We start from the raw sequence: 22,133 nt of genomic DNA on the forward strand, positions 1-22,133 counted from the left end.
AAAGCCAAAAGCCAAAAGCCAAAAGCCAAAAGCCAAAAGCCAAAAGCCAAAAGCTTATTTACCACAGAGAACACAGAGCGCTACGCTACAAAGAGAAACAGATTTAAAATCATACTTTTCTTTTACTCTGTGCTCTCGGTGGCCTCTGTGGTTCAAATTTGTTAGGTTTTTATTTGTAAGTCAGTAGGTGCTTACTCTTGCCCTCAAATACGCTGTGTTCGTTGAGTGTGGATAAAATCACTCTCTTTTTGGTGTTAATGAGTTTGGTGATACCGCAATTTACTAGGGTCCAGTTAAGGGTCATTAAGTTTTCTGCGGGTACACCTAGTATGGCTTGAGATAACAATGCAATGGGCCCACCTGAACTGAACACCGCGACACGTTTTTCACCATCAAGGCGACTAATTAAGTTTGCTAAGGCGGTCTGTATCCTGTGCTGATATTCTGGCCAAGACTCAATATAATCTTGATTATGTAAGCTACCTATCCAGCGACTAAAAGCCTGAGCAATCACATGCTCCAAGGCTTTATGTGGATTGTCTTGGCGTCCTACATAGTCTTTTACACCTTTGGCAGTGGCTAACTCAGGGTCGAATTGTGCGAGTATGTCTTGATGATCATATTCATTCCATCCTGCATCTTGATGCATTTCAAAATTGGTTTGCCCCATAGCGGTTAGACAACCTTGTGCCGTTTGATGGTGCCGCTGCATACTGCCTAGCACTACTTTATCAAAGCTGCCAATTCGAGCTTTAAAACTATCACCTAAGTGCGCCGCTTGTTGTTCGCCAAGCTCAGATAAACAATCATATTCGGCTTTACCAAAAGATGCTTGTCCATGCCTAATCAAATAAATCGCTGTCATAGTAGTGCTCCTTTAGCGTTTACCTTTGATGGCTTTGCGACATTGCCAAAGCAAATAATGTACAAAGAACCAAATGTGTTTAAAGGCTGGATTATCGGTTTGTTTGTGGTGATAACGATAATAAATTTGCTGTGCAATGGCCGCTAATCGAAATAAACCATAGACTTCATAAAAGGCGAAGTTGTCGACCTTAAATCCGGTCTTTTCTAAGTAGTAGTCAATCACTTCTTTGCGGGTCAACATACCAGGTAAATGTGTGGGTTGACGACGGGTCGATTTAGCGAGCTTATCGTCATCTGCTTGCACCCAATAGGCTAAACTATTGCCTAAGTCCATTAAAGGATCGCCTAAAGTAGCGAGTTCCCAATCCAAGACGCCTAAAATTTGAGTAGGGTCATTAACATCTAATACTAAATTATCAAATCGGAAGTCGTTATGGGTTAAACAAATATACTCATGGCGAGGCCTATTATTTTTAAGCCAATTCATGACATATTTACCGCTGGGTACATTCCATGTTTTGGCTTTGGTATAACGGGCGCTCCAACCTTCTATTTGACGTTGGGTATAACCTTCACCTTTGGCTAAATGGTCGAGTCCTGCTGCTTGGTAATCTACTTGATGTAACTCTATTAGGCTATCCAACGCATTCAGACAAAGTTGCCGAGTACTGTTTTGTTCAAGTTTGAGCCCTTTAGGTAGGTTCATTCTTGGGATCAGCCCATTGAGCTTTTCCATCACATAAAACTCTGCCCCTAATATTGATTCATCATTACAATGACCTAACATCTTTGGCACATAGCTATAAACAGGTTTTAAGGCTGTCTGTAAACGAAACTCACGGCCCATATCGTGGGCACCTTTAGCTTTGGTTCCCGCAGGTCCGCGGCGTAAAATGACTTCACGCACCGCACCCTCTTCAGTAGGGTAACTTAAACAATATGTCCAGTTAGATGCGCCGCCAGAATATTGGGTCACCTTAGGCTCGCCTTTAAGACTAGGAATATGCTTTTCTAGCCAAGGAACCAAGGTTTTGAGATTAAGCTCTTCGCCTTTTCTTACTTGACCTGCTGTATCTATTACCTTTTGTGTATCAGTGTCGCTCAAGGTATTAGGCTCTTGGCTTAAAGTTTTTTAATTGTTTTTTCATCATGGCCAAATAACGCATCGGGGCTAACCAGCGTTTCATACGAAACGCAGTACGACCTTCTTTATGGGTGATAGTTATAAACTTGAGGTTTTCACTGTCTTGGTAGATGGCTTCGGCTACGTTAGCTGCGGTAATATCCGATGAATTATGCAGCATTTTACTCACCAGTTTTGCCACGCCTGGTTGATTGCTACGCAGCGATTCGTCCAAGTTAGTGGAAAAGAACCCCGGGCAAGCCACGCTCACATGAATGTTATCGTCAGCTAATTCAAGGTGCATGGTTTCAGAAAAACTCACTACTGCCGCTTTGCTGGCATTGTAGCTTCCCATGAGTGGCGCTGGGGTGATCCCAGCTTGCGAAGCAATGTTAACTATTTTGCCTCCACCTTGTTTTTTCATCATAGGCACAAATGCACGGCACATACGCACCATGCCCAATACGTTAATATTTAATACCCATTCCCACTGTTCGATATCTTCAAATTCCAAGGCGCCACCCGTGGCAACACCTGCATTGTTCACTAATACGTCCACTTGGGGCCAACGCGTTAGCAATTGTTGTTTGAGTGTCTCAATGCTGGTTTCGTTAGTGATATCACAAGGTAAAAAGAAGGCGGCGCCACCTGACTTGCAGATACTATCCACTACTTTATGCCCACGTTCTGAATTAAGATCGGCTATACACACATCATAATTTTGTTTGGCATATTGTAACGCCAGCGCTTCACCTAAACCGGAAGCGCCACCTGTTATTAATACATTTTTTTTCATTGATATTTCTTCAACTCTAAGCGTGCAACCATGCCTTTGTGTACTTCATCTGGACCGTCGGCAAGGCGCAAGGCTCTGGCGCCAGCAGCAAATCTGGCCAGTGGGAAGTCGTCACACATTCCGGCTCCGCCATGTATTTGGATTGCCATATCAACCACTTCTTCAAGCATTTTGGGCACTGCTACTTTAATGGCAGAAATGTCCACCATGGCATTCTTAACCCCTACGTTGTCAATCTTCCAAGCAGCTTGTAGAGTTAATAAACGGGCTTGTTCAATGGCGATGCGCGCCTCTGCGACACGTTCGCGATTTCCTCCTAGCATCATTAAGGGTTTACCAAATGCAGTTCGTGACATACCGCGCTGCATCGCAAGCTCCAAGGCTTTTTCAGCGCCGCCAATAGATCGCATGCAATGATGAATACGACCCGGCCCAAGGCGACCCTGAGCAATAGCAAAACCTTTACCCATGCCCACTAACAGATTTTCTTTAGGTACTCGTACATTAGTGAAGTGCATTTCGCCATGACCAGAAGGTGCGTCATAATCGCCGAATGCTTGCAACATACGTTTAATTTCAATGCCAGGTGTGTCTAGAGGTACTACGACCATGCTGTGTTGGCTGTGTTTATCATTTTCTGGATTAGACAGGGCCATAAAAATGGCGATTTTTGCGTTAGGGTGACCTAAACCAGTGCTCCACCATTTTTTTCCGTTAAGCACTAACTCATCGCCATCTAATTCAACCGTAGCTTGCATATTAGTGGCATCAGATGAGGCCACATCGGGTTCAGTCATGCCAAACACAGAGCGTATTTCACCGGCAAGTAATGGTTTAAGCCACTTGTTTTGTTGGTATTCGTTACCAAAGTGATATAACACTTCCATATTGCCTGTGTCAGGAGCGTTACAGTTAAATATTTCTGAGGCAAATAATACTCGGCCCATTTGTTCTGCTAGCGGCGCATATTCTAAAGTGGTGAGACCTTTGCCTAATTTAGCGTCAGGTAAAAATAGATTCCATAATCCCGCTTGTTGTGCTTTCTTTTTAAGAGGTTCAATTGACGGATGAACTTGCCAATTTTGCCAATCTCCAGCGGGATTTAACTCCAGAGTTTCGGCATAAATTTGTTCTTCAACGGGATAAACGTGTTCATCCATAAAGGCTTTAACACGTTCGATATAACCTAGTGTTTTTTCGCTGTGATTAAAATCCATGATAGTGACTCCAAAGTGAGGAAAAAGTAGAACTTAAAGCTAGCATAGTCTCTTTATTTAATTGAATGAAATGAAAAATACTATATGGTTATTGTGAATTTTATTCATTGGGGTTGTAAATGCCAGACGTATCAAAAATACAGCAGCTTGATCTTAATTTACTTAAGGTGTTCGAAAGTATTTATCAAGAGCAAAATATGTCGCGGGCGGCAGATGTGTTGCATATTACCCCCTCGGCTGTGAGTCATGCTTTAAAAAGGCTTCGAGAATATCTGGGTGATCCACTTTTTCAGCGCAGTAATAATCGCATGTTGCCTACACCTGCTTGTCAGCGTATGGCGCCGCAGATAATTGACAACCTAAGTCGACTAAGACAAATACTCCAGCACTGGGGGGAATTTCAGCCCCTTAACAGTCAACATCACTTTCGTTTGGGGATTCATTACGCTCTTGAACCTTCGATTTTGCCGAGCTTGGCTAAAAAGCTGGCTGAGTTAGCACCCAATGCTACTTTTTCTAGTGTCAAAGTTGATAGAGAAAATTTAACTCGAGAGTTAGGGGCTGGGCATATTGATATGGCATTTGATGTGGCTCTACCGATTAAACCTCCGGTTTTACACACTAAACTCATTGACGGTGAATTTTGTGTTTTAATGCGCAAAGGGCATCCCCTTGCAAGGGACTTAACACAAAGTAGCTACTTTGCCGCTAAACACATTGGTGTGTCCAATCGCCCAAGCGGTGATGCTGCAGAGGATATTTTGTTCCAACAACAAGGGCTTTCTCGACATATCAGTATTCGCTGCCAAAACTACTACGCAGCAAAAGCCATGTTGATTGAATCTGACTTCTTATTAACCGTGCCTTATATGCTGGGCAAAGAATTGATGGCAGACTCAACCCAATCCAATGGATTAATCGAAGTTTCCATGCCAGTAAAACTAACCAATATTGAAACACACCTTTATTGGCATAAAAACACCCAAGACGATGAAGCACTAAGTTGGTTTAGAGGCATAGTGCAAGCAATGTTAAAAACATTTTAAGCCACTATCAACTGTGATGGACAAATGGGACTGTTATCTGGAGCCAGTTATAACAGCATATTTTTAATCTTTATGGCTTTTTCAAAATGGTCTAACTGATGGGTTGTAATCCACCAAGTGGCGGCTTCCATCAGTAGTTCAGGATCATCATTTTTATTAGCAAAAAACGCGTAGAAAGATAAACCCACCGATGGACCCTTAGCAGCTATCTTTTTATCGCACACTTCAATGATTTTATGGCGTAGCTTATCTCGCATTATTGACCTTTTGCTCTGTTATTATGGACTTCACTATTGGTCGCGCATTTTCATCAAAAAAAGCACAAGGCTGATTCAAAAACTTAAATGCCAACTTATCAGTTTACCTAAAATTCGCATCGATACTTTGAAAAAAGATACTTGAAATGAATTTGGCACAGTTGCTGTCGCTGACGCACAGTGTATGGGTTTCTATAGTTAACGGCCATGTGTGGTGCTAAATATTGGTAGAAGTGATTATATAAGAAAAGGGTTATTGGTTAGTAAACTAGCATTTTTGAGTACACTCGGATGTATTGCGTTGTGAGCTTGAATCTTCTGTAAAGCCTGATGATTTTGAAGTTATGAGCCATACACATGCCCCATAACTTCAGTTTTAGCTTGCTTTAAAACTAAAAAATGCAGTGTTTGGCAAAGTCGGTGCCTTCTGATGCTGTCCAATCACCTTTGGGCTTTTCTTTCATATCTGCACACCATTCTTCACTACCAATTTCTGGTGCACAACCACTTAAAAATAATGCTACTGCAAAAATACCGATTAACTTTTTCATAAACTGTTATTCCTTAAATTCCTAATCAAAGTTAGTTAACAAAATAAATCCTGACGTTTAGCATAAAAGAATTTGTTTAAGGAGTACAGATGCCTTAAGTCATTCGTCAGTGCTTTAAAATAAAAATAGTTTAAAACCTAGTTGCTTTAATTGATGTTTCAACGTTTATTATACTGCCTGCTAGTTTGGTTTAAGCTAGCCAATAGAGAATCAAAAAGAGCTTATTACCTTGCTTAGTATTGTTGTTCCCACGTTAAATGAATCCAAAACGGGTTATCTGGCCAAAATGCTTAGTGCATACCATGGACTAGCGGACATTGAAGTCATTTGTGTGGATGGTGGCAGCAGTGACAATACGGTTTCGCTCATTCAGCAGTTCAATGCTTGCTTAATCAGTACCGATATTGCCTCGCGAGCAGGTCGACTCAATGCAGGGATTAAACATGCCAAGTTCGACATGGTATTGCTTCATCATCCACGTAGTCTAGTGGATGTTGCAGGTATTAAAGCCCTAGTTAAGCTTGCCCCAAAACTATCTTGGGGCGCCTTTACCCATCAGTTTGATATTCAGCACCCCTTGTTAAGGTTCACGTCTTGGTATTCGAATCGCATTCGCGGTGATTGGCGTAGGGTGTATTATTTGGACCATTGCCTATTTGCCCAAAAACAGTTGTTACTTGATGTCGGACTCATTCCTGACATTGATATTTTTGAAGATACTGAGATTTGTTTAAAACTTAATAGTCAGGCAACACCTCATAGACTGCCCTATATCAGTTGTACTTCTGCGGTGCGTTTTCAAACCAATGGGATCTATAGTCAGGCACTTAAGAACCAATATATGAAGTGGTGTTATTACTTTAGTGGTTCAGATAAAAATATGAATGCCCTATATGAAAAGGGTATAGATTTAAATACCAAGTATAAAAAATAACCGGAAATTCAGGGATATTTAAACAAGGAAATTGTTAGTATGTATTAGCAACAATTTGTTAATATCTTGTACATACAGCTTAAGTTAAGGAAAATATGGCTGCCTTAAGAATATTTCACATGGCAATTTGGTCAAAGGCGCTATCAATCGCATTGTTCTTTATGACTATGCTGTTATTTTTGCCTCTCATCTATCATTTTGGTATAGCGTTACAGCCCGGTACCAAAAGTGCCATCAATGGCCAGACATCTATTCAGCCCTCGGATTTTTTGCAAAGAGAAACGCTGGCTTTAGATGGACAGTGGCGCTTCTTTTGGAATCAACTACTTGAGCCTAGCCAAGCACAAGAATCTATCAAACAGTCTACTTTCATCCAAGGCCATGGCGGCTGGCAATCTTCAACCTACCATCAAAAATATGATGCTATTGGCTATGCTACTTATCAATTAGATGTTGCTCTTGAAAACGGCGCGAGCAATTTGGCGCTCCAAATACCACATATTGAGAGTGCCTATAGGTTATATATTAATGCTGAATTTATGGCATCAGGTGGCGTTGTGTCAGATACAGAGTTGGCTGGAGCTCCAGGATACAATACTGCCATAGTTAGAATTCCTGAAGGACTCAAAACGTTTTCGATAACCATTCAAATATCAAATTATCATTCGAGTTGGGGTGGGTTATGGGTACCCATTGTATTGGGAGACGCAGATGCCCTGTATACTTTACAACGGGATAAAGTGGCGATCAGTCTGTTTATTATGGGCGCACTGCTTATTACTGCTATCCATTCTTTGATCCAATTTTTCTTACGACCCACAGATAACATTCCTTTGGTATTTGCATGTTTATGTCTGTTGTTTTTTCTTCGAGAATTTACAATTGAACATATGAGTTTTGCATTGTCAGAACTGGCGGGTGGTTTTGTGTTGATAACCAAGTTAAATTTCTTGAGCTTTTATGCGGGCATTCCTACAGCCCTGTATTTCTTTCACTTAAGTTACAATCAAGAGTTTCACCGCAAATTTTGTTATTTTATCTACCTGGTGGGGATGTTTTTTTCGGCCTTTGTTTTATTCTTCCCGACTCGTTATTTTGGCATCCCATTTGTGATATTTGAGGTCATTGCAGTGATTGTCATGCTTTACATCTTGCAGCGTATTTGGGTCGCAACAAGCAAAAGACAAAAAGGCGCAGGTATTATGTTGATTGGTTCTCTAATCGCTTTTTCTTTTGCCCTTAATGATATTTTAAATACAACTGGTGTGATAACTACAGGCAGATTTTTTAGCTTAGGTATTATTGGCTTTATTATGTCCCAGAGTTTTGTGACCAATAATCGATTTAATCAGTTGAGTAATAATAACGAAACCCTGACTGACAAGCTAAAGGAGCGAAACGCAGATTTGGTGCTGATGAGTGAGCTACTTGAGACCAAAGTAGAGCAACGAACACGGCAGCTTAAGTTAGCCAATATAGAGCTTAAAGCCTTGGCTAATAACGACCCTCTGACTAACACTTATAATCGACATGGTTTACAACAGTATATTCAGGGCGCTTTTGAGCGATATCGTCGTTCCCAGGAGGTATTTTGTATCGTATTGATTGATTACGATCATTTTAAAGAAATCAATGACAACTATGGTCATGATGTGGGCGACATTGTATTAATTACTGGGGCAGACCTGATTAAATCCGGCATTCGAGAACAAGATAAATTAGCGCGATGGGGGGGCGAGGAGTTTCTTATTTTATTGCCAAACACTGACTTGGAAGGTGCCTTTGCCATCGCCAATAAGCTGAAAGATGCCATTAGCGCCTATCCCATTGGGCAACCTATTGCTGTTGAAGTATCCGTTAGTGGTGGCGTCGCTATGGTAAAACAAGATGATACATTCGAAACATTGTTTAAACGGGCAGATGACGCGCTGTACCAGGGTAAACAGAATGGAAGAAATCAAATTTGTAGCTAACAGTAGAGTAAGCTTGAAACAAGGATTAACCTCGCCATCAATTACAATCCGTTCAACATGTCACGTAACTTTTTGTCCGCCAATTCAGCTGGTGATAAAGACTCATCTTCTGGTGTTTTTACTGGGAGCTCATCGCCAAATAAGGCAGCTAAATCAGCTTTGGCTTTAGCAGATTTTTGTTTGTCGACACTTTTAAATGTTTTGTTGCTTGGTTTGAAGTAGTCACAAAAATTCGCTTTTTCGGTATCACTAATGTGCTCAGCTCTCTCTTCGTCACAGCGATTTTTAACAAAATAAAGGCACATATTACACACGTGCTGATCTGCTTTACAGTTGTGACACTCTTCACGTCGTGACATCGGCAGGATGACATTGATTAGGTGCTTCCCACATTTCCAACAAACAAATTCATTAGCCATAAAAATAGCGCTCGTTAAAACTGGTCAAACATAATTACGTTACCATCAGGATCTTTTAAAACACAATGGGCCGGGCCCGATTCACCTTTAGTGGCGGTCTCTATAACCATGCCATTTTCTTGTAAATGTTTCTCTATAGATCTGACATCAGTTGGGTTAAAGGTTAGAATATTAGACTCAAACATCCCCTCAAATAAACCAATTACAGTGGTACCTTTTTGTAAGATAAGCCACTTATCGTTGATAGAGCCACATTCAGGAAGTGCTTTAAAGCCTAAGGTTTCATAAAATACCTTGGATTTTTTAATGTCTTTCACGGTAAGGCTAACTGAAAATTGTCCTAACTCCATTGGAATCTCCTTTTTTAAATTTTAGGTTGTATTTGCGATGTACGCAGAGCTATCGCAGTTACGACTGAAAACAATAGCCCAATAATAAACACAGTAGCAAACATCACTACAGATTGATTGAAGTTACTACTCATCAACTCGGCATAATGTGCTAATTCTGCAAGTTGTTGCTCAATTATGACTGGGTCTAGACCACTGGAGCGAATTTGTTGCTCAGAATATTGAATGTAAGTCGCGGTAAATTCTGGGTTGATAAAAGCCAAATAAAACCAGTTATACAATGCAAATATGCTTGCAGCGATGAAGCTGATCCCTAAACCTACTCCTAAGCCGTTCATAAAACCCAAAGGGGCGGGGGCGCGTTTTTGCTTGAATTCTTTGATTCCCATGACTACAGCTAACGAACTTATGATCATCACGCTGTAGCCAACAATTTCACCTTTAGTAAAATTGTCTGGGTCTGTACCTAATAGCAAATGAGATAGGTAAAAACTGAAAACGAGTGCCAAGCCATATAAACAACCAAAGCGAAGAATAGAGTTCATTTTTTGTAACCTGTAGTGTTTTTGTAAATCTAACTGTATGTTATTTATGTATAAAATAAAGGGTTTAGAGGGGTGAAAAATGGGTGAAATTGAAAATATTAGTGATAATTAGGGGCTTCGTCCTTGAAGCCCTTTGAATTATAAAAAACTAGTCGTGATTGATGGAACCAATGCTATGGATACTTAAATCGGCTCCTTTAAATTCTTCTTCTTCGGATAGTCTTATGGTGGTGATTTGGTTAACAAGTCCATAAACAACTAGGCCACCTATTAGCGCTACAACTATGCCGGCAACTGTGCCAATAAGTTGCGCAGTGAACGAGACACCACCCAGCCCTCCTAATGATTCAAGGCCAAAGATGCCAGCAGCAATACCACCCCACGCACCACAAACACCGTGCAAAGGCCATACACCTAACACGTCATCAATTTTTTTAGTTTGTTGCATGATGGTAAACAGCTTCACAAAAATCCACCCCGCAATTAAACCAACCAATAATGATCCTATAGGGTGCATGACATCAGACCCCGCGCATACTGCAACTAAACCCGCCAAGGGACCGTTATGTATAAAACCTGGATCGTTTTTACCAAACCATAAGGCAGCTAATATTCCACCAACCATAGCCATCAGTGAGTTCATTGCAACTAAACCACTGATGCCGTCCATACTTTGTGCCGACATCACATTAAAGCCAAACCATCCTATACATAATATCCATGTTCCTAGGGCTAGAAAGGGAATATTTGAAGGGGCAAAGGCGATTAGTTTGTTGTCTTTTTCACGGCCTTTACGTAAACCTAAAAAGTACACACCTACTAATGCTAACCATCCACCCATTCCATGGACGACAACCGAACCAGCAAAGTCGTGAAAACTTGCGCCTGTGGTTTGTTGTAACCAAGCTTGAAAGCCGTGGTTGCCGTTCCAAATGAGCCCTTCAAAAAATGGGTATATCAGTGAAACAATTAACGCAGAGGCAATTAAAAATGGGTAAAACTTGGCTCTTTCAGCAATACCACCTGAAATGATTGCTGGAATAGCAGCGGCAAAAGTCATCAGAAAAAAGAATTTTACTAAGTCATAACCGTTGTTTGTGGCCAACTCTTGCGCACTATTAAAGAATGTCACGTCGTAGGCAATCCAATATCCAATAAAGAAGTAGGCAACACAGGAAACGGCAAAGTCAGTAATAATTTTCACTAAGGCATTCACCTGATTTTTGTGTCTGACTGTGCCCACTTCTAAAAAAGCAAAGCCAGCGTGCATGGCAAACACCATGATCGCACCTATGAGTAGAAAATACGTATTGGAACTGTGCAGCAGTGTTTCAACTGCGCTATTAATATCTTGCATCTGGGATCTCAATTTATAATTAGAATAATATGTTCACGGAATCTAGGGGAGTAAAAGCAAGGCTATATTTGTTACATAGCGACCGCTACACGGCGTCTTCACCTTCTTCTGAGGTGCGAATACGTATGGCACGTTCGACGTCAAACACGAAGATTTTTCCGTCACCAATTTTACCTGTATTGGCTTGGGCGATGATGACTTCGATACAACGTTCAACTTGATCATCAGTCAGTACAATTTCAAGTTTTATTTTGGGTAAAAAGTCTACTTTGTATTCTGCACCACGATAGGTTTCGGTATGACCCTTTTGACGTCCATAACCTTTCACTTCGGTTACTGTTAATCCTAATATCCCAGCCTCAGTTAGTGCTTCTCGCACATCTTCAAGCTTAAATGGTTTAATTATGGCTTCGATTTTTTTCAATTTTTTATGCTCCGAACTGTAGTTAAAATGCCTATATTACAGAAGCAGAACGAGCAGGTGAGGCGGTCTTTAGAACTAAATAAGATAATTAATTATCTTTGGTTAACACTTAGTTAACATTTTGACGGCGGATCCTGTGACCTATAATTCTAAGAGGTTTAAGTTTTTCGCTTTGGCAACGGCTTCGCTGCGGTTTTTCACTAGAAGCTTACGATAGAGTGATTTTAGTTGGGTTTTGATAGTATTGACTGACAGGAAGGTTGCATCGGCTAATTGTTGATTGGTTAAACCCTGAGCTAAACCTTGAAGTAGTTTAAGCTCTTTAATGGTGAGAATTGGGACTGTGTTGTTTGTAATCACATGGCTATCGTTAAATCGACGCCACAAATAAGTAGCTGCTACACCTAAAAACAAGAAAAAACTCGCAATAATGCCAATATACAGCTGTTGATTCAATCGAAATGAAAACACTTGATATTCTAGTGTTTTTATACAAACCAAGGCTAACGCTAACAGTGTGCCATAGCGGATCACTATCGGAATAGTGGTAATCTGTTGCTGCAATTTTTGTAAGTATTTTTTCATGTTTCGACTTGTGTTGATTAACGATAGTTTCTCAAACAATCATTCTTGGGTAAACCGCGCTAAACAAATAACGAAAAAGCGGCTCAAGATAGACTGTCACTAGGGTACGTGAAATAATTACAATCTAGTGATAATAGCGTCACATTATAAAGGGCAAATAAAAATAAATGAGTAATTTAAAGCGCGTACAAATGATAGTGGTTATTTGTTTAATCAGTATCGGAATTGATCAAGGTACTAAGTGGTATGCATCTGAGTACTTACCCAAATTTGAAATGACCAGCTATTGGGGTGATCTACTGCGTATTGGGTACATTGAAAATACCGGTGCATTTTTAGGTATGGGTAGTGGCATGTCAGACTCAGCCAAGTTTTGGATATTTGTATGTGCTGTGGGTTTAATCCTTGCTGCACTATTCATTTATATATTAAGAACTAAGACACATACAGCATTTGGACTATCGTCGTTAATTCTTATTTTTTCTGGTGGTATCAGTAACTTTTACGACAGAGCCCTTAATAATGGTGCGGTGATCGATTTTTTAAATATTGGTATTGGCACTTTAAGAACCGGCATCTTCAATGTTGCTGATATGGCTATTATGCTAGGGGTATTTTTATTATTGTTTGCTAAAGATAAAACCGCTGAATCTAAGGAATGAAGCGCTGATGCCAAAAGGCGTTAAATCAGGTGTGTATCACTCACCTTTAAGCAAGCTGTTTGCCCGTCAGCAACCCAAAGTGAGAGCTAAAAAGGGTATGGCAAACTTGCTACTTACCTACGCCGAAAACGACAATAAAAGAATTGCTGATCTTTTAAGTCGTTGGATAGACGAAAAGAAGTAACGGCTATGCTGTTTTTGTAGTGGTTAGGTGTGCAAAGGCGTTAAACCTGAGTATGTTGCCTAATGAGATTATGGTAAACATGATGCAGTCTATCTAACTCTTGCCGTTCAATATCTGGATTGCTAAGTAATGTTTGAATACTTTGATCAAGTTCATGCAAAATACTGCGCATAGGCGCGTCAGGCACTAAGCTTTGCATCCAGGTTATGGCTGCCAGTCTTTGACCTTTGGTGACCGGGGTGACCTTATGTAGACTACTAGATAGATACAGCACAGCATCACCCGCCTGACCTTTTATGCGTTGTTCACCAAATTCTGTTTGGATCACTAACTCTCCACCTTCGTAGCTATCAGGATCAGATAAAAACGTGGTCATGGACATATCTGAACGCAACACATCTTGGCTATTTGGCATCCGCATTATCGCAGCATCCACATGAAACCCGTAGGATTCATCTGTTGCGTAACGATTAAAACAAGGAGGGAATATACGATGTGGTAGTGCCGCAGAAACCAACTTGGGATGGGCACCAAATATGCCCAAGAGTTGGTTGCTGAGTTGTTTTACTCTTGGGTCTTCAGGGTTGGCTTGGGCGTTTTGTTTTACTGAGGCCGCCATTCCCATTGCTGTTTCTTTTCCATCAAGCCATGGTACAAGATTAAGGTTATCTCTAAAGCCGCTAATTTGTGCTTCGGATAATAATTGCTTAATAATGACCATGGTTGATTCCTTGTTGTTTAATTAAAACTCGTAGGTAAGAGTTGCGCGAGCTGTGCGACCATCGCCAAGATACATAAAGGCGCCAGAGCGATACGCAGCTGTCCAATATTCTTTATCGGCTATATTACCGATATTGAGTCTTAAGGTCATATTTTCAGTGGCATTGTAGTTGGCAAACAAGTTAATCACACTGTAGCTGGGCACGACTATGCTGTAGTCATCAAGGTCGCTATTGTAACCCGCTGCTGAATCGGGTTGGCCACCGAACATTTCACTTTTGTAGGTAAAGTCACCACCAAAAGCGAACTTTTCAGTTGGTTGATAGCGTAGTTGCAAGTAGAAACTATCTTCAGCAAAGTTACTTAACACCCGCCCAATATTTTCTGTGGTATAGGATTCTAGTACTTCAGATTGCATGGTGGCGGCACTAATTTGCACGCTTAATGTTTCTGTTAAGTTACCATTAAGAGCAAATTCAATGCCGTCTACGCGGTTCTTACCTGTATTTAAGGTGCCTAAGGTAGAGTAGTCATCACCGACACTTTCCATGACATCTGACTTAGTCATTTGGAACCAAGTGGCCGCTAAGAATAGTCGCTCGTCTAAAAATTCCCATTTAGTACCAAGCTCTATGTTTTCCACCAACTCAGGATCTGCTACCGATGCTTGATCAGGATCGCCGCATAAACCGCCATATCCGCAACTTGAACCTACATCTGATTCGCCACCATTGATGTTAGTCGCAGTGGCGTAGGTAGCATAAATATTGCCGTGTTCTGCGACACTATAAACTAGGCCTAGATGACCATTATAAAAGTCATCTTTATAGGCGTAATCTAGGGGTGTACCTTGGCTCACAACATCATTGCTGTAGTCGATGCTGTCAACTCTTATACCAAAGAAAACCTGCCAATCTTCACTGATTTTGGCGGTATCCATTATATAAGCTGAAACAGTTGTTGCATCAAATAATGAATCTGAGGAGCCTTGCTCGAATGTGCGACCAATGATTTGTGATGGGTTTGCATACATTTCGGTATTTTCATCTAATAAACAATAACTGCCACTTACTCCATTTCTGCCTGATGTGGTGCAATTGGTGGGGTTGTTGTAGGTAATATCAAAGGTACCATTGGTCACTTGTTCATCGGTAAATTCTATGCCGAATACTAAGTCATGTTCAATTTCAGCGGTTGTCACATCCCACAAAAAATTAAATTGTGTAGCGAAGTATTCAATCTCTTGCCAACCTTGGTGTGTGCTTAGCCCAATACTTGCAACATTTGGGGCAAGTTCATCTTCTTCTGCTCTAACGTTTCCTCGTGCACCCGTTGAGATATAACCGTTTTCAGTTTCACCGTAGCGAGTGGCATTGTAAAAGGTGAAGTTGTCACTGATGTCGTATTCGGTTCTCACAGTAAAGGCCATAATTTGTGAATCAAGAAAATCTTCGTCTTGGGCGTATACCGGAATATCTTCCACTGGTTTACGTGTAGTGGAGTCAAAGTAGCTCCCTAAATCTGGTGTATCTTCACTCTCAAGGTAATAGAAGTCAGAAAATACACGTAGGTCATTGGTATTGTCGTATAAACCGGACAACAACAGCCCGTCTCTGCTTCTTTCAATGCCTTCTCTATTTGGTGCTTCTTCTTCGGCAGTTAATAGATTGATACGTGCGGCAAAGTTTTCGGTTAAGGGTTTATTGTAATCAAGTACTAGTCGATGATACTCATCTGAGCCAAGAGATGCGTCAACACGTCCAAAATCATAAGCGGTTGATGCTTTTTTGGTGATGCTATTGACCGCACCACCAGAAGATCCCCGTCCGGCAAATGTCGAGCTAGGGCCTTTTGTTATTTCTATTTGTTCAGCAGAAAAGCTTTCTCGTGTGGACATGCCAGGATCACGTAAACCATCAACAAAGACATCCGAACGTGCTTCGTGGCCACGAATAATATAACGGTCGCCAAAGGCATTACCATTTTCACCTGTGCCTAGAGTCACTCCAGCTTGGGAAGACAAAATTTCTTTTAAATCACTGCGACCAGATTCATCAATTTGGTCTTTGGTGAGTACTGTAATCGTTTGTGGGATGTCAAATAACTCGGCTTGACGCCTTATGTCACCAGAATGGTCGACCTTATAAATTGAATTTCTGACGCCATGGATTTTAATCAATTCCATTTCTTCTTGGGCGCAATTGCTGTCTTCACATTTTGTTGCTTCATCATTTGCAAGTACGTTAGACGAGGATATAGCTAATGTGGTGAGTAGGGCTGCAGAGCCTAATTGGAAAGTTGAGTGTTTTTGTTTAGACATGAGTTTGTGTGTTCCCTTATAAAAATTCGGGAAGATCCTAACTCAATGTATATCCCAATGCAAATGATAGTTATTATCATTTGCATTGTTTTTTCTTGATTATCTCTAATTGATAAAGTCAGGCAAGGGCAACACCATCAAATTTTAACTCAGTCCAACCTGTGTCCATAAAGTTTCGAATATTATTGTGATCTTTACCCCTTGGGTTGGCTAACACATCTTCACGATAATAACGTCCAAATAACGCCAATGTGTGTTTCTCGTTTAATTGCTGCAATTGTGCAAAATAAAAAATCTTACAGGAACCCTCATTACTGCCTGCTACATTTACCAGCGTACCATTGGTAAAACGAGTAGGGGTGTAATCATAAAACTGACTAATTACCTGTATGACGTCTTTAAAATCGATTGTGTCGCTGGCGTTACGTAATTGCAGTAACAAGTCGTTGATGGTCATGAGATTTTCCTCGTCATATAAAAAGTGTAAAGTGTTTTTGGCTGTATTAGGTTTACCAAATAAAGGGCTGTTTTTTGCAAAGGGGAGCGTTAGTCAATGGCAAAAGCAAAGGTTAACTTGCAGTCGATATGTTTCAGTAATTTGTTTACTAGTCTAGGGATTTCAACCTTATTAACGTGATTCTTTGAAGTGACGGAGATCAGAATATCGCAATCATCTAATAGGATTTGTTGGCGTACAAAATAAATATTCAGATCGTTAATGTTATCTAACGTTTCAGTCAGAGCAACAGCTCCAATAAAGTGGTTGGTATCATTTTGGGGATAATAAGTCGCCCCAGTGATTTCCCTGGTGAGTGTAATCCCTTGCAATTTATTTAAATTAAGAAAGCGAAACGAGACCTGTATTTTAATGTTTTACACCTTACCCTGGAGGAGTCGATGGATTGTATGGGCCAAAGCGTCGGGGGCGAAATAGTCAATTTCAGATTATTATAGGAAAATGAGCGTCGCTAGAATTTAAGTGGCGCTCAGTAGCATGCCTATCTAAAGTAAATCAAAACCTAATCCTGTAGTGCTTAGGTCAAAACAAAGGTAGTTATAATTCAAAATACAGTTTGATTCCACCTAAGGTATTAGTGGTAGCGACCGCTGCTAGAATAAGTCCCATGACTCGACTTACTACACTAGCGCCGCTATTACCTATTATTCGGATTATAAAGTTTGAGCCAAGCATCAAGATATAAACAATGAACAACACTAATAACATCATGCCTACCGTTTGCATTTGCTCCATAATATTAAAGCGAGAATTTTCGGTGAGAATCACTGCTCCTAACATTGCACCTGGACTTGCAATCGATGGCACCGCTAGTGGAAATACCGCAGTGTCGTTATGAGTTTGGGCAAGTTTAACTTCAGCATCAGGTTTACTTTCACCAAATATCATAGACAGAGCAAATAAGAATAACACAATGCCACCGGCTATTTGAAAGGCGCTAAGTGGTATACCCATAGCTGTTAAAATAAGCTCACCGGCTACAACAAAAAATATCAACATGGCTGCAGAGGTTAAGGTTGCGTATAACGCAATTTTACGACGAGCGGCATTGTCGAATTTTTGGGTGACAGCAATAAAAACCGGTACAGTGCCAATGGGGTCAATGACCGCAAAGAAGAAAATAAAGGTAGCTAAAAAATCAATCATAAATGGGAACCTCCAAAGGCGTGTGGCGCGTAGTTAATTCTTTGTACCTATTTAATTTTTTTAAGAAGGCTTGTACAAAGTGCTGGGTACAATAAGTTTTTTCAGATGTCCTCTAGGAATTGGATGGTAAGTATCTTACCAAAATAGTTGCTTTAACTGAAATTGATTACTTAATTAACCGCAGAGCAAAGAAACAAAAATTCAAAAATTACAGTAATTGCGCTCCCAAATTAGGTAACCTAATGTGAGAGTTAACAAAGATATTCGAATTAATGTACATATGCATTTCTTAAAAACAGGACAGATATGAAAGTTATCATTGGAAAATTTAGTCATGAACCTTTTCATGCATTGTCAAAAAAAGACCTGAGTTTGTTATTCAAACTCGTGCCAAAAGAATGGATAAAACAGGTATCTAGTGTTGTTTTAAGCTCGAAGATATTGAACAAAACCAAGTTACCCCATCCAATAGAATATAAAGTGACAACTCAACAGTTATGTATTTATTCTAGAGGCCTAGGGCGCGAGGAGATTGCCAGACAGCTACTGTGTGAATTAGCCATATTGGGTGGGCCAAAAGAACAAGCTAATTCTGATAGAGCACCCGAACTAGCTAGTCTGATAAAGCCTTTTATGGATAAATTTTTGAAAACCAAAGTGTGACGAACAAATTGCTTTTGGACAAAACGTGCGTCAATTAAACGGCGCGAGATGCCGTAATAGTTCAGTAAAGCCTTCCCAAATTTATTATCAGGTTTGGTTTTGCACTTTTGTTAACCACTGCTCTAACACTTGCTGTAGGTTCAGAGATTCCACCGGCTTTGAGATAAAGTCATTCATGCCTGAATTAAGACATTTCTCACGATCACCCTGCATAGTGTTGGCTGTCATGGCAATAATAGGTATTGAGCGGTCGCGCACTTTTGATTGTGGATCTCGAACCATACGGGTAGCCTCAAAACCATCCATCACCGGCATTTGACAGTCCATCAATACTAAGTCGAAGGGGAAGTTTTCTAGGGCTCTCAGGGCTTCTTCGCCGTTAGCGGCCACGTCAGATTGAATACCAAACTGTTCCAGCATTGACTGGGCGACCATCTGGTTGATGGCATTGTCTTCAACCACTAAAATTCGAGCTTTAAACTGTGGCGTCTGGCGAGCACTATATTCATTGAGTATGGGCGCATCATCTGTTGTAATTTTCGCTACTTGCAATAATGTGTTGTACAAAACGGCTTGATCGACTGGTTTATTAAGGTAAGCGTTAAATCCTGCGGCTTTTAATTTTTTTGTATCGCCGCGTTTTCCTTGAGATGTAAGCATGACTAAGTGTGTGTTGGAGATGGTCGGATTATTTTTGATTTTTTTCCCCAATTGTACGCCATCCATATCCGGCATCTGCATATCGACTATAGCAATATCATAAGGTTGCTGCTTTGCAGCTGCGGCGTTAAGGCTTTCAAGCGCTACTTGGGCACTTTCGTCCAAAGTGTGTTCGACATGCCAATTAGTCAATAAATGCCCAAGCAAAGTGCGGTTGGTCAAGTTGTCATCTACCACTAAAACCTTTTGTCCCCTTAGGTCTGCCATAGAATAGGAAGTAGCCGAAGCTTCTGCATTTTCAAGATCCAAGGTAAACCAGAAAGTAGAGCCTTTACCTAGGGTACTCTTAATGCCAATTTCGCCGCCCATAAGTTCAACTAGTTGTTTGCTGATAGCGAGCCCAAGTCCGGTCCCACCGTGTCGGCGAGTAGTAGAGCCATCAGCCTGACTAAAACGTTCAAACAGTCCGGCTTGTTGTTCTGCACTGAGACCAATGCCGGTATCAGTCACTTCAATGAGTATTGTACTGCGTTTCTCTGTTTTTTTCTGAACCTGATAATAAACCGCGACTTCACCTTTTTCTGTAAACTTAATCGCATTACCAACCAAATTATTGAGAATTTGTCGTATACGCCCAGGATCAGCGCTAAAACACTGATTTTGAATCGGATTAGCAGGACAGATTAACTCTAGACCTTTTTCGTGGGCCCGCACCGCAATACTGCTACCAAACTCGTTCATGAGCAGATCCATATCAAAATCTATTGATTCCATTTCCAACATGCCTGCTTCTACTTTAGAAAAATCCAGAATGTCATTGATAATGGAAAGTAATGACTTGGCGCTGCTTTTAACTATTTTTGCGAAGTTGTGTTGCTCCGGATTCAGCGGGGTGTCTAATAATAAGTTGGTCATGCCTATCACTCCATTCATCGGGGTGCGGATTTCGTGACTCATATTAGCGAGAAATTCACTTTTGGCCAGATTGGCTTGCTCGGCCGTGTGTTTGGCTTCATTCAAGGCTGCCTCAACTTGGTGACGCTCAGTGCTATCGCGAATGATGCCAACAAAACGTTTTGTATTGTCGATAACAAGTTCACTCACTCCAAGCTCTATTGGGAAGGTAGAACCATCCTTGCGTTTGCCAATAACGATGCGTGCAATCCCGATAAGCTTTTTTTCACCTGTTTTAATATGATGTCGTAGATAATCGTCATGTTCGCTGTAATAAGGTTCAGGCATTAACATTTTTACATTCTGCCCAATTACTTCCTGTTCGCTATAGCCAAATATTTTCATTGCTGCTGGGTTAAATGATTCGATAATACCGCGTTCATCAATAGTAATAATTCCATCCACAATATTATTAATAACTGCAGAAAGTCGCTTGGTTTGTGAGGCAACTTCGTTCTTTAGTAGTGTTGTTGTCTGTTGTTGATTTTTAACAAACGAATTGATGCCTTGGTATAAAGTAAGAATTTCATCATCAACTGAGTCAGTATCGAGTCGCACCGCCAAATCGCCCCCTTTAAATTTTTCATACATTGCCGCCATGGTAACGACTGGGGTTAAGATTTTTCGTGAAACAAACCAAATAATAAATACAATTGCCAAAAGACCTATCAATAAACTAAATAGAAGCAAATTTTGAAGGGAAGCGGTGATCTCTGAAAACACTAAGTGTTCTGGAATATGGAAGGTTAATACCCAATAATTATTTTTATCTTGAGGTGAGAAAAATATTTTTTGAAATCCTTCCAGCTCTTTTTCATTTTTGTCATACCTAATGAAAGAATCCTGTTTAAGTATGGTTTCAGCCATATAAGGCTCATCATTACTGAGCTTATTGTCGATACCTAAGTCAAAGCCAAAAGTTTTAGATGGGTCGGAATGTTTAATATAGAAACCATGGTTGTCAACAATACTTCGTTGTATGCCGTTGTGATCTGACGTAATGCCAGCAAAAAGTTTTTCGATAGATAAGTTTAATACTAAAATCCCGGCTATTTTTGCATCCTCACCAAAAACTGGGGTTGCGATCCTCAATACAGGAATGTGGGGGAATTGAATGGCCCCATATTCTCGGTTGAGATTGACGTTAGAGTAATAGGTTTCTCCGGGTTTTAATTTGAGGCTTTCTATTACATAGGGTGAATCAGCCTTATTTTGTAGTTTATTCAAAGCAACATCATTAACCGTGCCAGTCATACTGCGTTGTACTCTCACCATTTCATCACCGGAAATATCAATAAACCTTAATTGTTGATATTCAGTGTGGTGGGTGAGAAATGCTTTCAAAATGACAGTGAGGCGTTGCCGCCAGTCTTCAAAGCTATCACCGCTTATGGGGTCAATGGCGTTATTGGCACGACTTCTTATCATCGCTTGTACTGGTGATGTGTCGCGCAGTGAGTGTAGGTTTTGATGGTGATTTTCCAAGGTCACTTCTATTGCCTGTTTAAGCACAAAAGACTTACTCTGCTCTAGTTCAAGTACTTTAGTTTCGGCAAGGTGCCTTGACTGCCAGTGACTGGTAAAACTGATTACTACCAGTGCTATGGCGATTAGCCCTCCTAACACTAGGGTGGTCTTAGCCCTAAGTCCAAACGTAAAGTGTTTCATTTTAGTACATGTCCTAAATCATATCCGAGCAATACATCTGAATGTATTCCAACTTCGTCGGTGGCATTCAACACACTATAATTGAAAGAGTCTCACAAACAAGACTGAGTTTACTTGTTCATGTGAGGATATTTGCACCTGTACCATTACATTAGGCTTTTATTGGAGAGTCTGGAAGTATTGGATTTAATTAAT

Annotated in this window: 23 protein-coding genes; 6 read left to right on the forward strand and 17 right to left on the reverse strand. The window is 40.6% G+C overall.

Annotated features, from left to right (window positions below; translation table 11 throughout):
- Positions 1-169: 169 nt before the first annotated feature.
- From AAC000_RS17585 to AAC000_RS17600, 4 genes are read right to left on the reverse strand one after another with little or no spacing between them, the layout of a single operon-like run.
- Positions 170-865 carry a histidine phosphatase family protein gene (locus AAC000_RS17585; protein WP_339724504.1) on the reverse strand — a complete coding sequence of 232 codons (696 nt, stop codon included), beginning with the start codon at positions 863-865 and terminating at the stop codon, positions 170-172.
- Positions 866-877: 12 nt separating this feature from the next.
- Positions 878-1,972, reverse strand: a complete 1,095-nt coding sequence (locus tag AAC000_RS17590) for a phosphotransferase family protein (RefSeq protein WP_339724505.1) — start codon at positions 1,970-1,972, stop codon at positions 878-880.
- Positions 1,973-1,976: 4 nt separating this feature from the next.
- Positions 1,977-2,786: an SDR family oxidoreductase gene (locus AAC000_RS17595; protein WP_339724506.1), complete on the reverse strand. Its 810-nt coding sequence runs from the start codon at positions 2,784-2,786 to the stop codon at positions 1,977-1,979.
- On the reverse strand, positions 2,783-4,003 hold the full coding sequence (locus AAC000_RS17600; protein ID WP_339724507.1) for an acyl-CoA dehydrogenase family protein: 1,221 nt from the start codon (positions 4,001-4,003) through the stop codon (positions 2,783-2,785). Before AAC000_RS17600 ends, AAC000_RS17595 begins: the two co-directional genes overlap by 4 nt.
- Positions 4,004-4,122: 119 nt before the next feature.
- On the opposite strand from AAC000_RS17600, the gene AAC000_RS17605 reads away from it, so the two are divergent.
- Positions 4,123-5,049 (forward strand): LysR family transcriptional regulator, encoded by a 927-nt coding sequence (locus AAC000_RS17605; RefSeq protein ID WP_339724508.1) that lies wholly within the window; start codon positions 4,123-4,125, stop codon positions 5,047-5,049.
- Between the two features lie 47 nt (positions 5,050-5,096).
- Here the strand turns inward: AAC000_RS17605 and AAC000_RS17610 are convergent, their stop codons facing one another.
- Positions 5,097-5,306 (reverse strand): DUF6500 family protein, encoded by a 210-nt coding sequence (locus AAC000_RS17610; RefSeq protein ID WP_339724509.1) that lies wholly within the window; start codon positions 5,304-5,306, stop codon positions 5,097-5,099.
- Positions 5,307-5,698: 392 nt separating this feature from the next.
- A complete protein-coding gene (locus tag AAC000_RS17615) occupies positions 5,699-5,857 on the reverse strand; it encodes a DUF3012 domain-containing protein (RefSeq protein WP_339724510.1) in 159 nt (52 codons plus the stop codon).
- A gap of 229 nt (positions 5,858-6,086) precedes the next feature.
- Between AAC000_RS17615 and AAC000_RS17620 the strand changes: the two genes are divergently transcribed.
- Both AAC000_RS17620 and AAC000_RS17625 read left to right on the forward strand, forming a co-directional pair.
- Complete coding sequence (locus AAC000_RS17620; protein WP_339724511.1) at positions 6,087-6,791, forward strand: glycosyltransferase; 705 nt, start codon at positions 6,087-6,089, stop codon at positions 6,789-6,791.
- A 119-nt stretch (positions 6,792-6,910) separates the two neighbouring features.
- Positions 6,911-8,764 (forward strand): diguanylate cyclase, encoded by a 1,854-nt coding sequence (locus AAC000_RS17625; protein ID WP_339724513.1) that lies wholly within the window; start codon positions 6,911-6,913, stop codon positions 8,762-8,764.
- 41 nt (positions 8,765-8,805) lie between these two features.
- Here AAC000_RS17625 and AAC000_RS17630 read toward each other — a convergent pair whose 3' ends face one another.
- The 6 genes from AAC000_RS17630 to AAC000_RS17655 all read right to left on the reverse strand — a co-directional run bounded on the left by AAC000_RS17630 (position 8,806) and on the right by AAC000_RS17655 (position 12,444).
- Positions 8,806-9,069, reverse strand: a complete 264-nt coding sequence (locus AAC000_RS17630; RefSeq protein ID WP_339724515.1) for a hypothetical protein — start codon at positions 9,067-9,069, stop codon at positions 8,806-8,808.
- A gap of 128 nt (positions 9,070-9,197) precedes the next feature.
- Positions 9,198-9,533, reverse strand: a complete 336-nt coding sequence (locus AAC000_RS17635) for a VOC family protein (RefSeq protein WP_339724516.1) — start codon at positions 9,531-9,533, stop codon at positions 9,198-9,200.
- Positions 9,534-9,547: 14 nt separating this feature from the next.
- On the reverse strand, positions 9,548-10,078 hold the full coding sequence (locus AAC000_RS17640; protein ID WP_339724517.1) for a DUF4199 domain-containing protein: 531 nt from the start codon (positions 10,076-10,078) through the stop codon (positions 9,548-9,550).
- Positions 10,079-10,226: 148 nt separating this feature from the next.
- Positions 10,227-11,435 (reverse strand): ammonium transporter, encoded by a 1,209-nt coding sequence (locus AAC000_RS17645; protein WP_339724518.1) that lies wholly within the window; start codon positions 11,433-11,435, stop codon positions 10,227-10,229.
- Positions 11,436-11,520: 85 nt separating this feature from the next.
- The gene (locus AAC000_RS17650; protein WP_339724520.1) at positions 11,521-11,859 is read right to left on the reverse strand and encodes a P-II family nitrogen regulator; all 339 of its coding nucleotides are present in this window, start codon (positions 11,857-11,859) and stop codon (positions 11,521-11,523) included.
- A 141-nt stretch (positions 11,860-12,000) separates the two neighbouring features.
- Entirely contained in the window at positions 12,001-12,444 is a 444-nt protein-coding gene (locus tag AAC000_RS17655) for a LuxR C-terminal-related transcriptional regulator (RefSeq protein ID WP_339724522.1), read from the reverse strand.
- Between the two features lie 167 nt (positions 12,445-12,611).
- Between AAC000_RS17655 and lspA the strand changes: the two genes are divergently transcribed.
- Together lspA and AAC000_RS17665 are read left to right on the forward strand one after the other, a co-directional pair.
- Positions 12,612-13,106: a signal peptidase II gene (gene lspA, locus AAC000_RS17660; RefSeq protein ID WP_339724524.1), complete on the forward strand. Its 495-nt coding sequence runs from the start codon at positions 12,612-12,614 to the stop codon at positions 13,104-13,106.
- Between the two features lie 7 nt (positions 13,107-13,113).
- Positions 13,114-13,290, forward strand: coding sequence for a hypothetical protein (locus tag AAC000_RS17665; protein ID WP_339724526.1), 177 nt, complete (start codon positions 13,114-13,116; stop codon positions 13,288-13,290).
- Positions 13,291-13,330: 40 nt separating this feature from the next.
- On the opposite strand, the gene AAC000_RS17670 is transcribed toward AAC000_RS17665, so the two are convergent.
- From AAC000_RS17670 to AAC000_RS17685, 4 genes are all read right to left on the reverse strand, one after another.
- Positions 13,331-14,011: a Fe2+-dependent dioxygenase gene (locus AAC000_RS17670; RefSeq protein WP_339724527.1), complete on the reverse strand. Its 681-nt coding sequence runs from the start codon at positions 14,009-14,011 to the stop codon at positions 13,331-13,333.
- A 21-nt stretch (positions 14,012-14,032) separates the two neighbouring features.
- Positions 14,033-16,330, reverse strand: coding sequence for a TonB-dependent receptor (locus tag AAC000_RS17675; protein WP_339724528.1), 2,298 nt, complete (start codon positions 16,328-16,330; stop codon positions 14,033-14,035).
- Between the two features lie 118 nt (positions 16,331-16,448).
- Positions 16,449-16,787 carry a HopJ type III effector protein gene (locus tag AAC000_RS17680; protein ID WP_339724530.1) on the reverse strand — a complete coding sequence of 113 codons (339 nt, stop codon included), beginning with the start codon at positions 16,785-16,787 and terminating at the stop codon, positions 16,449-16,451.
- Positions 16,788-17,384: 597 nt separating this feature from the next.
- Entirely contained in the window at positions 17,385-17,993 is a 609-nt protein-coding gene (locus AAC000_RS17685) for a MarC family protein (RefSeq protein WP_339724532.1), read from the reverse strand.
- A gap of 306 nt (positions 17,994-18,299) precedes the next feature.
- Between AAC000_RS17685 and AAC000_RS17690 the strand changes: the two genes are divergently transcribed.
- Positions 18,300-18,656 (forward strand): hypothetical protein, encoded by a 357-nt coding sequence (locus AAC000_RS17690; RefSeq protein WP_339724534.1) that lies wholly within the window; start codon positions 18,300-18,302, stop codon positions 18,654-18,656.
- An 87-nt stretch (positions 18,657-18,743) separates the two neighbouring features.
- On the opposite strand, the gene AAC000_RS17695 is transcribed toward AAC000_RS17690, so the two are convergent.
- Positions 18,744-21,938, reverse strand: a complete 3,195-nt coding sequence (locus AAC000_RS17695) for a response regulator (protein WP_339724536.1) — start codon at positions 21,936-21,938, stop codon at positions 18,744-18,746.
- Positions 21,939-22,133: the final 195 nt, after the last annotated feature.

Origin of the sequence: uncultured Paraglaciecola sp. (assembly GCF_963977085.1) — a bacterium.
Taxonomy (GTDB): Bacteria; Pseudomonadota; Gammaproteobacteria; order Enterobacterales; family Alteromonadaceae; genus Paraglaciecola.

Bases quoted from the DNA above. Each gene is read 5' to 3' on its own strand.
- AAC000_RS17585 (WP_339724504.1), bottom strand. From the start codon at position 865: ATGACAGCGATTTATTTGATTAGGCATGGACAAGCATCTTTTGGTAAA.
- AAC000_RS17595 (WP_339724506.1), bottom strand. From the start codon at position 2,786: ATGAAAAAAAATGTATTAATAACAGGTGGCGCTTCCGGTTTAGGTGAA.
- AAC000_RS17600 (WP_339724507.1), bottom strand. From the start codon at position 4,003: ATGGATTTTAATCACAGCGAAAAAACACTAGGTTATATCGAACGTGTT.
- AAC000_RS17605 (WP_339724508.1), top strand. From the start codon at position 4,123: ATGCCAGACGTATCAAAAATACAGCAGCTTGATCTTAATTTACTTAAG.
- AAC000_RS17610 (WP_339724509.1), bottom strand. From the start codon at position 5,306: ATGCGAGATAAGCTACGCCATAAAATCATTGAAGTGTGCGATAAAAAG.
- AAC000_RS17615 (WP_339724510.1), bottom strand. From the start codon at position 5,857: ATGAAAAAGTTAATCGGTATTTTTGCAGTAGCATTATTTTTAAGTGGT.
- AAC000_RS17625 (WP_339724513.1), top strand. From the start codon at position 6,911: ATGGCAATTTGGTCAAAGGCGCTATCAATCGCATTGTTCTTTATGACT.
- AAC000_RS17630 (WP_339724515.1), bottom strand. From the start codon at position 9,069: ATGTGCCTTTATTTTGTTAAAAATCGCTGTGACGAAGAGAGAGCTGAG.
- AAC000_RS17635 (WP_339724516.1), bottom strand. From the start codon at position 9,533: ATGGAGTTAGGACAATTTTCAGTTAGCCTTACCGTGAAAGACATTAAA.
- AAC000_RS17640 (WP_339724517.1), bottom strand. From the start codon at position 10,078: ATGAACTCTATTCTTCGCTTTGGTTGTTTATATGGCTTGGCACTCGTT.
- AAC000_RS17645 (WP_339724518.1), bottom strand. From the start codon at position 11,435: ATGCAAGATATTAATAGCGCAGTTGAAACACTGCTGCACAGTTCCAAT.
- AAC000_RS17655 (WP_339724522.1), bottom strand. From the start codon at position 12,444: ATGAAAAAATACTTACAAAAATTGCAGCAACAGATTACCACTATTCCG.
- lspA (WP_339724524.1), top strand. From the start codon at position 12,612: ATGAGTAATTTAAAGCGCGTACAAATGATAGTGGTTATTTGTTTAATC.
- AAC000_RS17665 (WP_339724526.1), top strand. From the start codon at position 13,114: ATGCCAAAAGGCGTTAAATCAGGTGTGTATCACTCACCTTTAAGCAAG.
- AAC000_RS17670 (WP_339724527.1), bottom strand. From the start codon at position 14,011: ATGGTCATTATTAAGCAATTATTATCCGAAGCACAAATTAGCGGCTTT.
- AAC000_RS17675 (WP_339724528.1), bottom strand. From the start codon at position 16,330: ATGTCTAAACAAAAACACTCAACTTTCCAATTAGGCTCTGCAGCCCTA.
- AAC000_RS17680 (WP_339724530.1), bottom strand. From the start codon at position 16,787: ATGACCATCAACGACTTGTTACTGCAATTACGTAACGCCAGCGACACA.
- AAC000_RS17685 (WP_339724532.1), bottom strand. From the start codon at position 17,993: ATGATTGATTTTTTAGCTACCTTTATTTTCTTCTTTGCGGTCATTGAC.
- AAC000_RS17690 (WP_339724534.1), top strand. From the start codon at position 18,300: ATGAAAGTTATCATTGGAAAATTTAGTCATGAACCTTTTCATGCATTG.
- AAC000_RS17695 (WP_339724536.1), bottom strand. From the start codon at position 21,938: ATGAAACACTTTACGTTTGGACTTAGGGCTAAGACCACCCTAGTGTTA.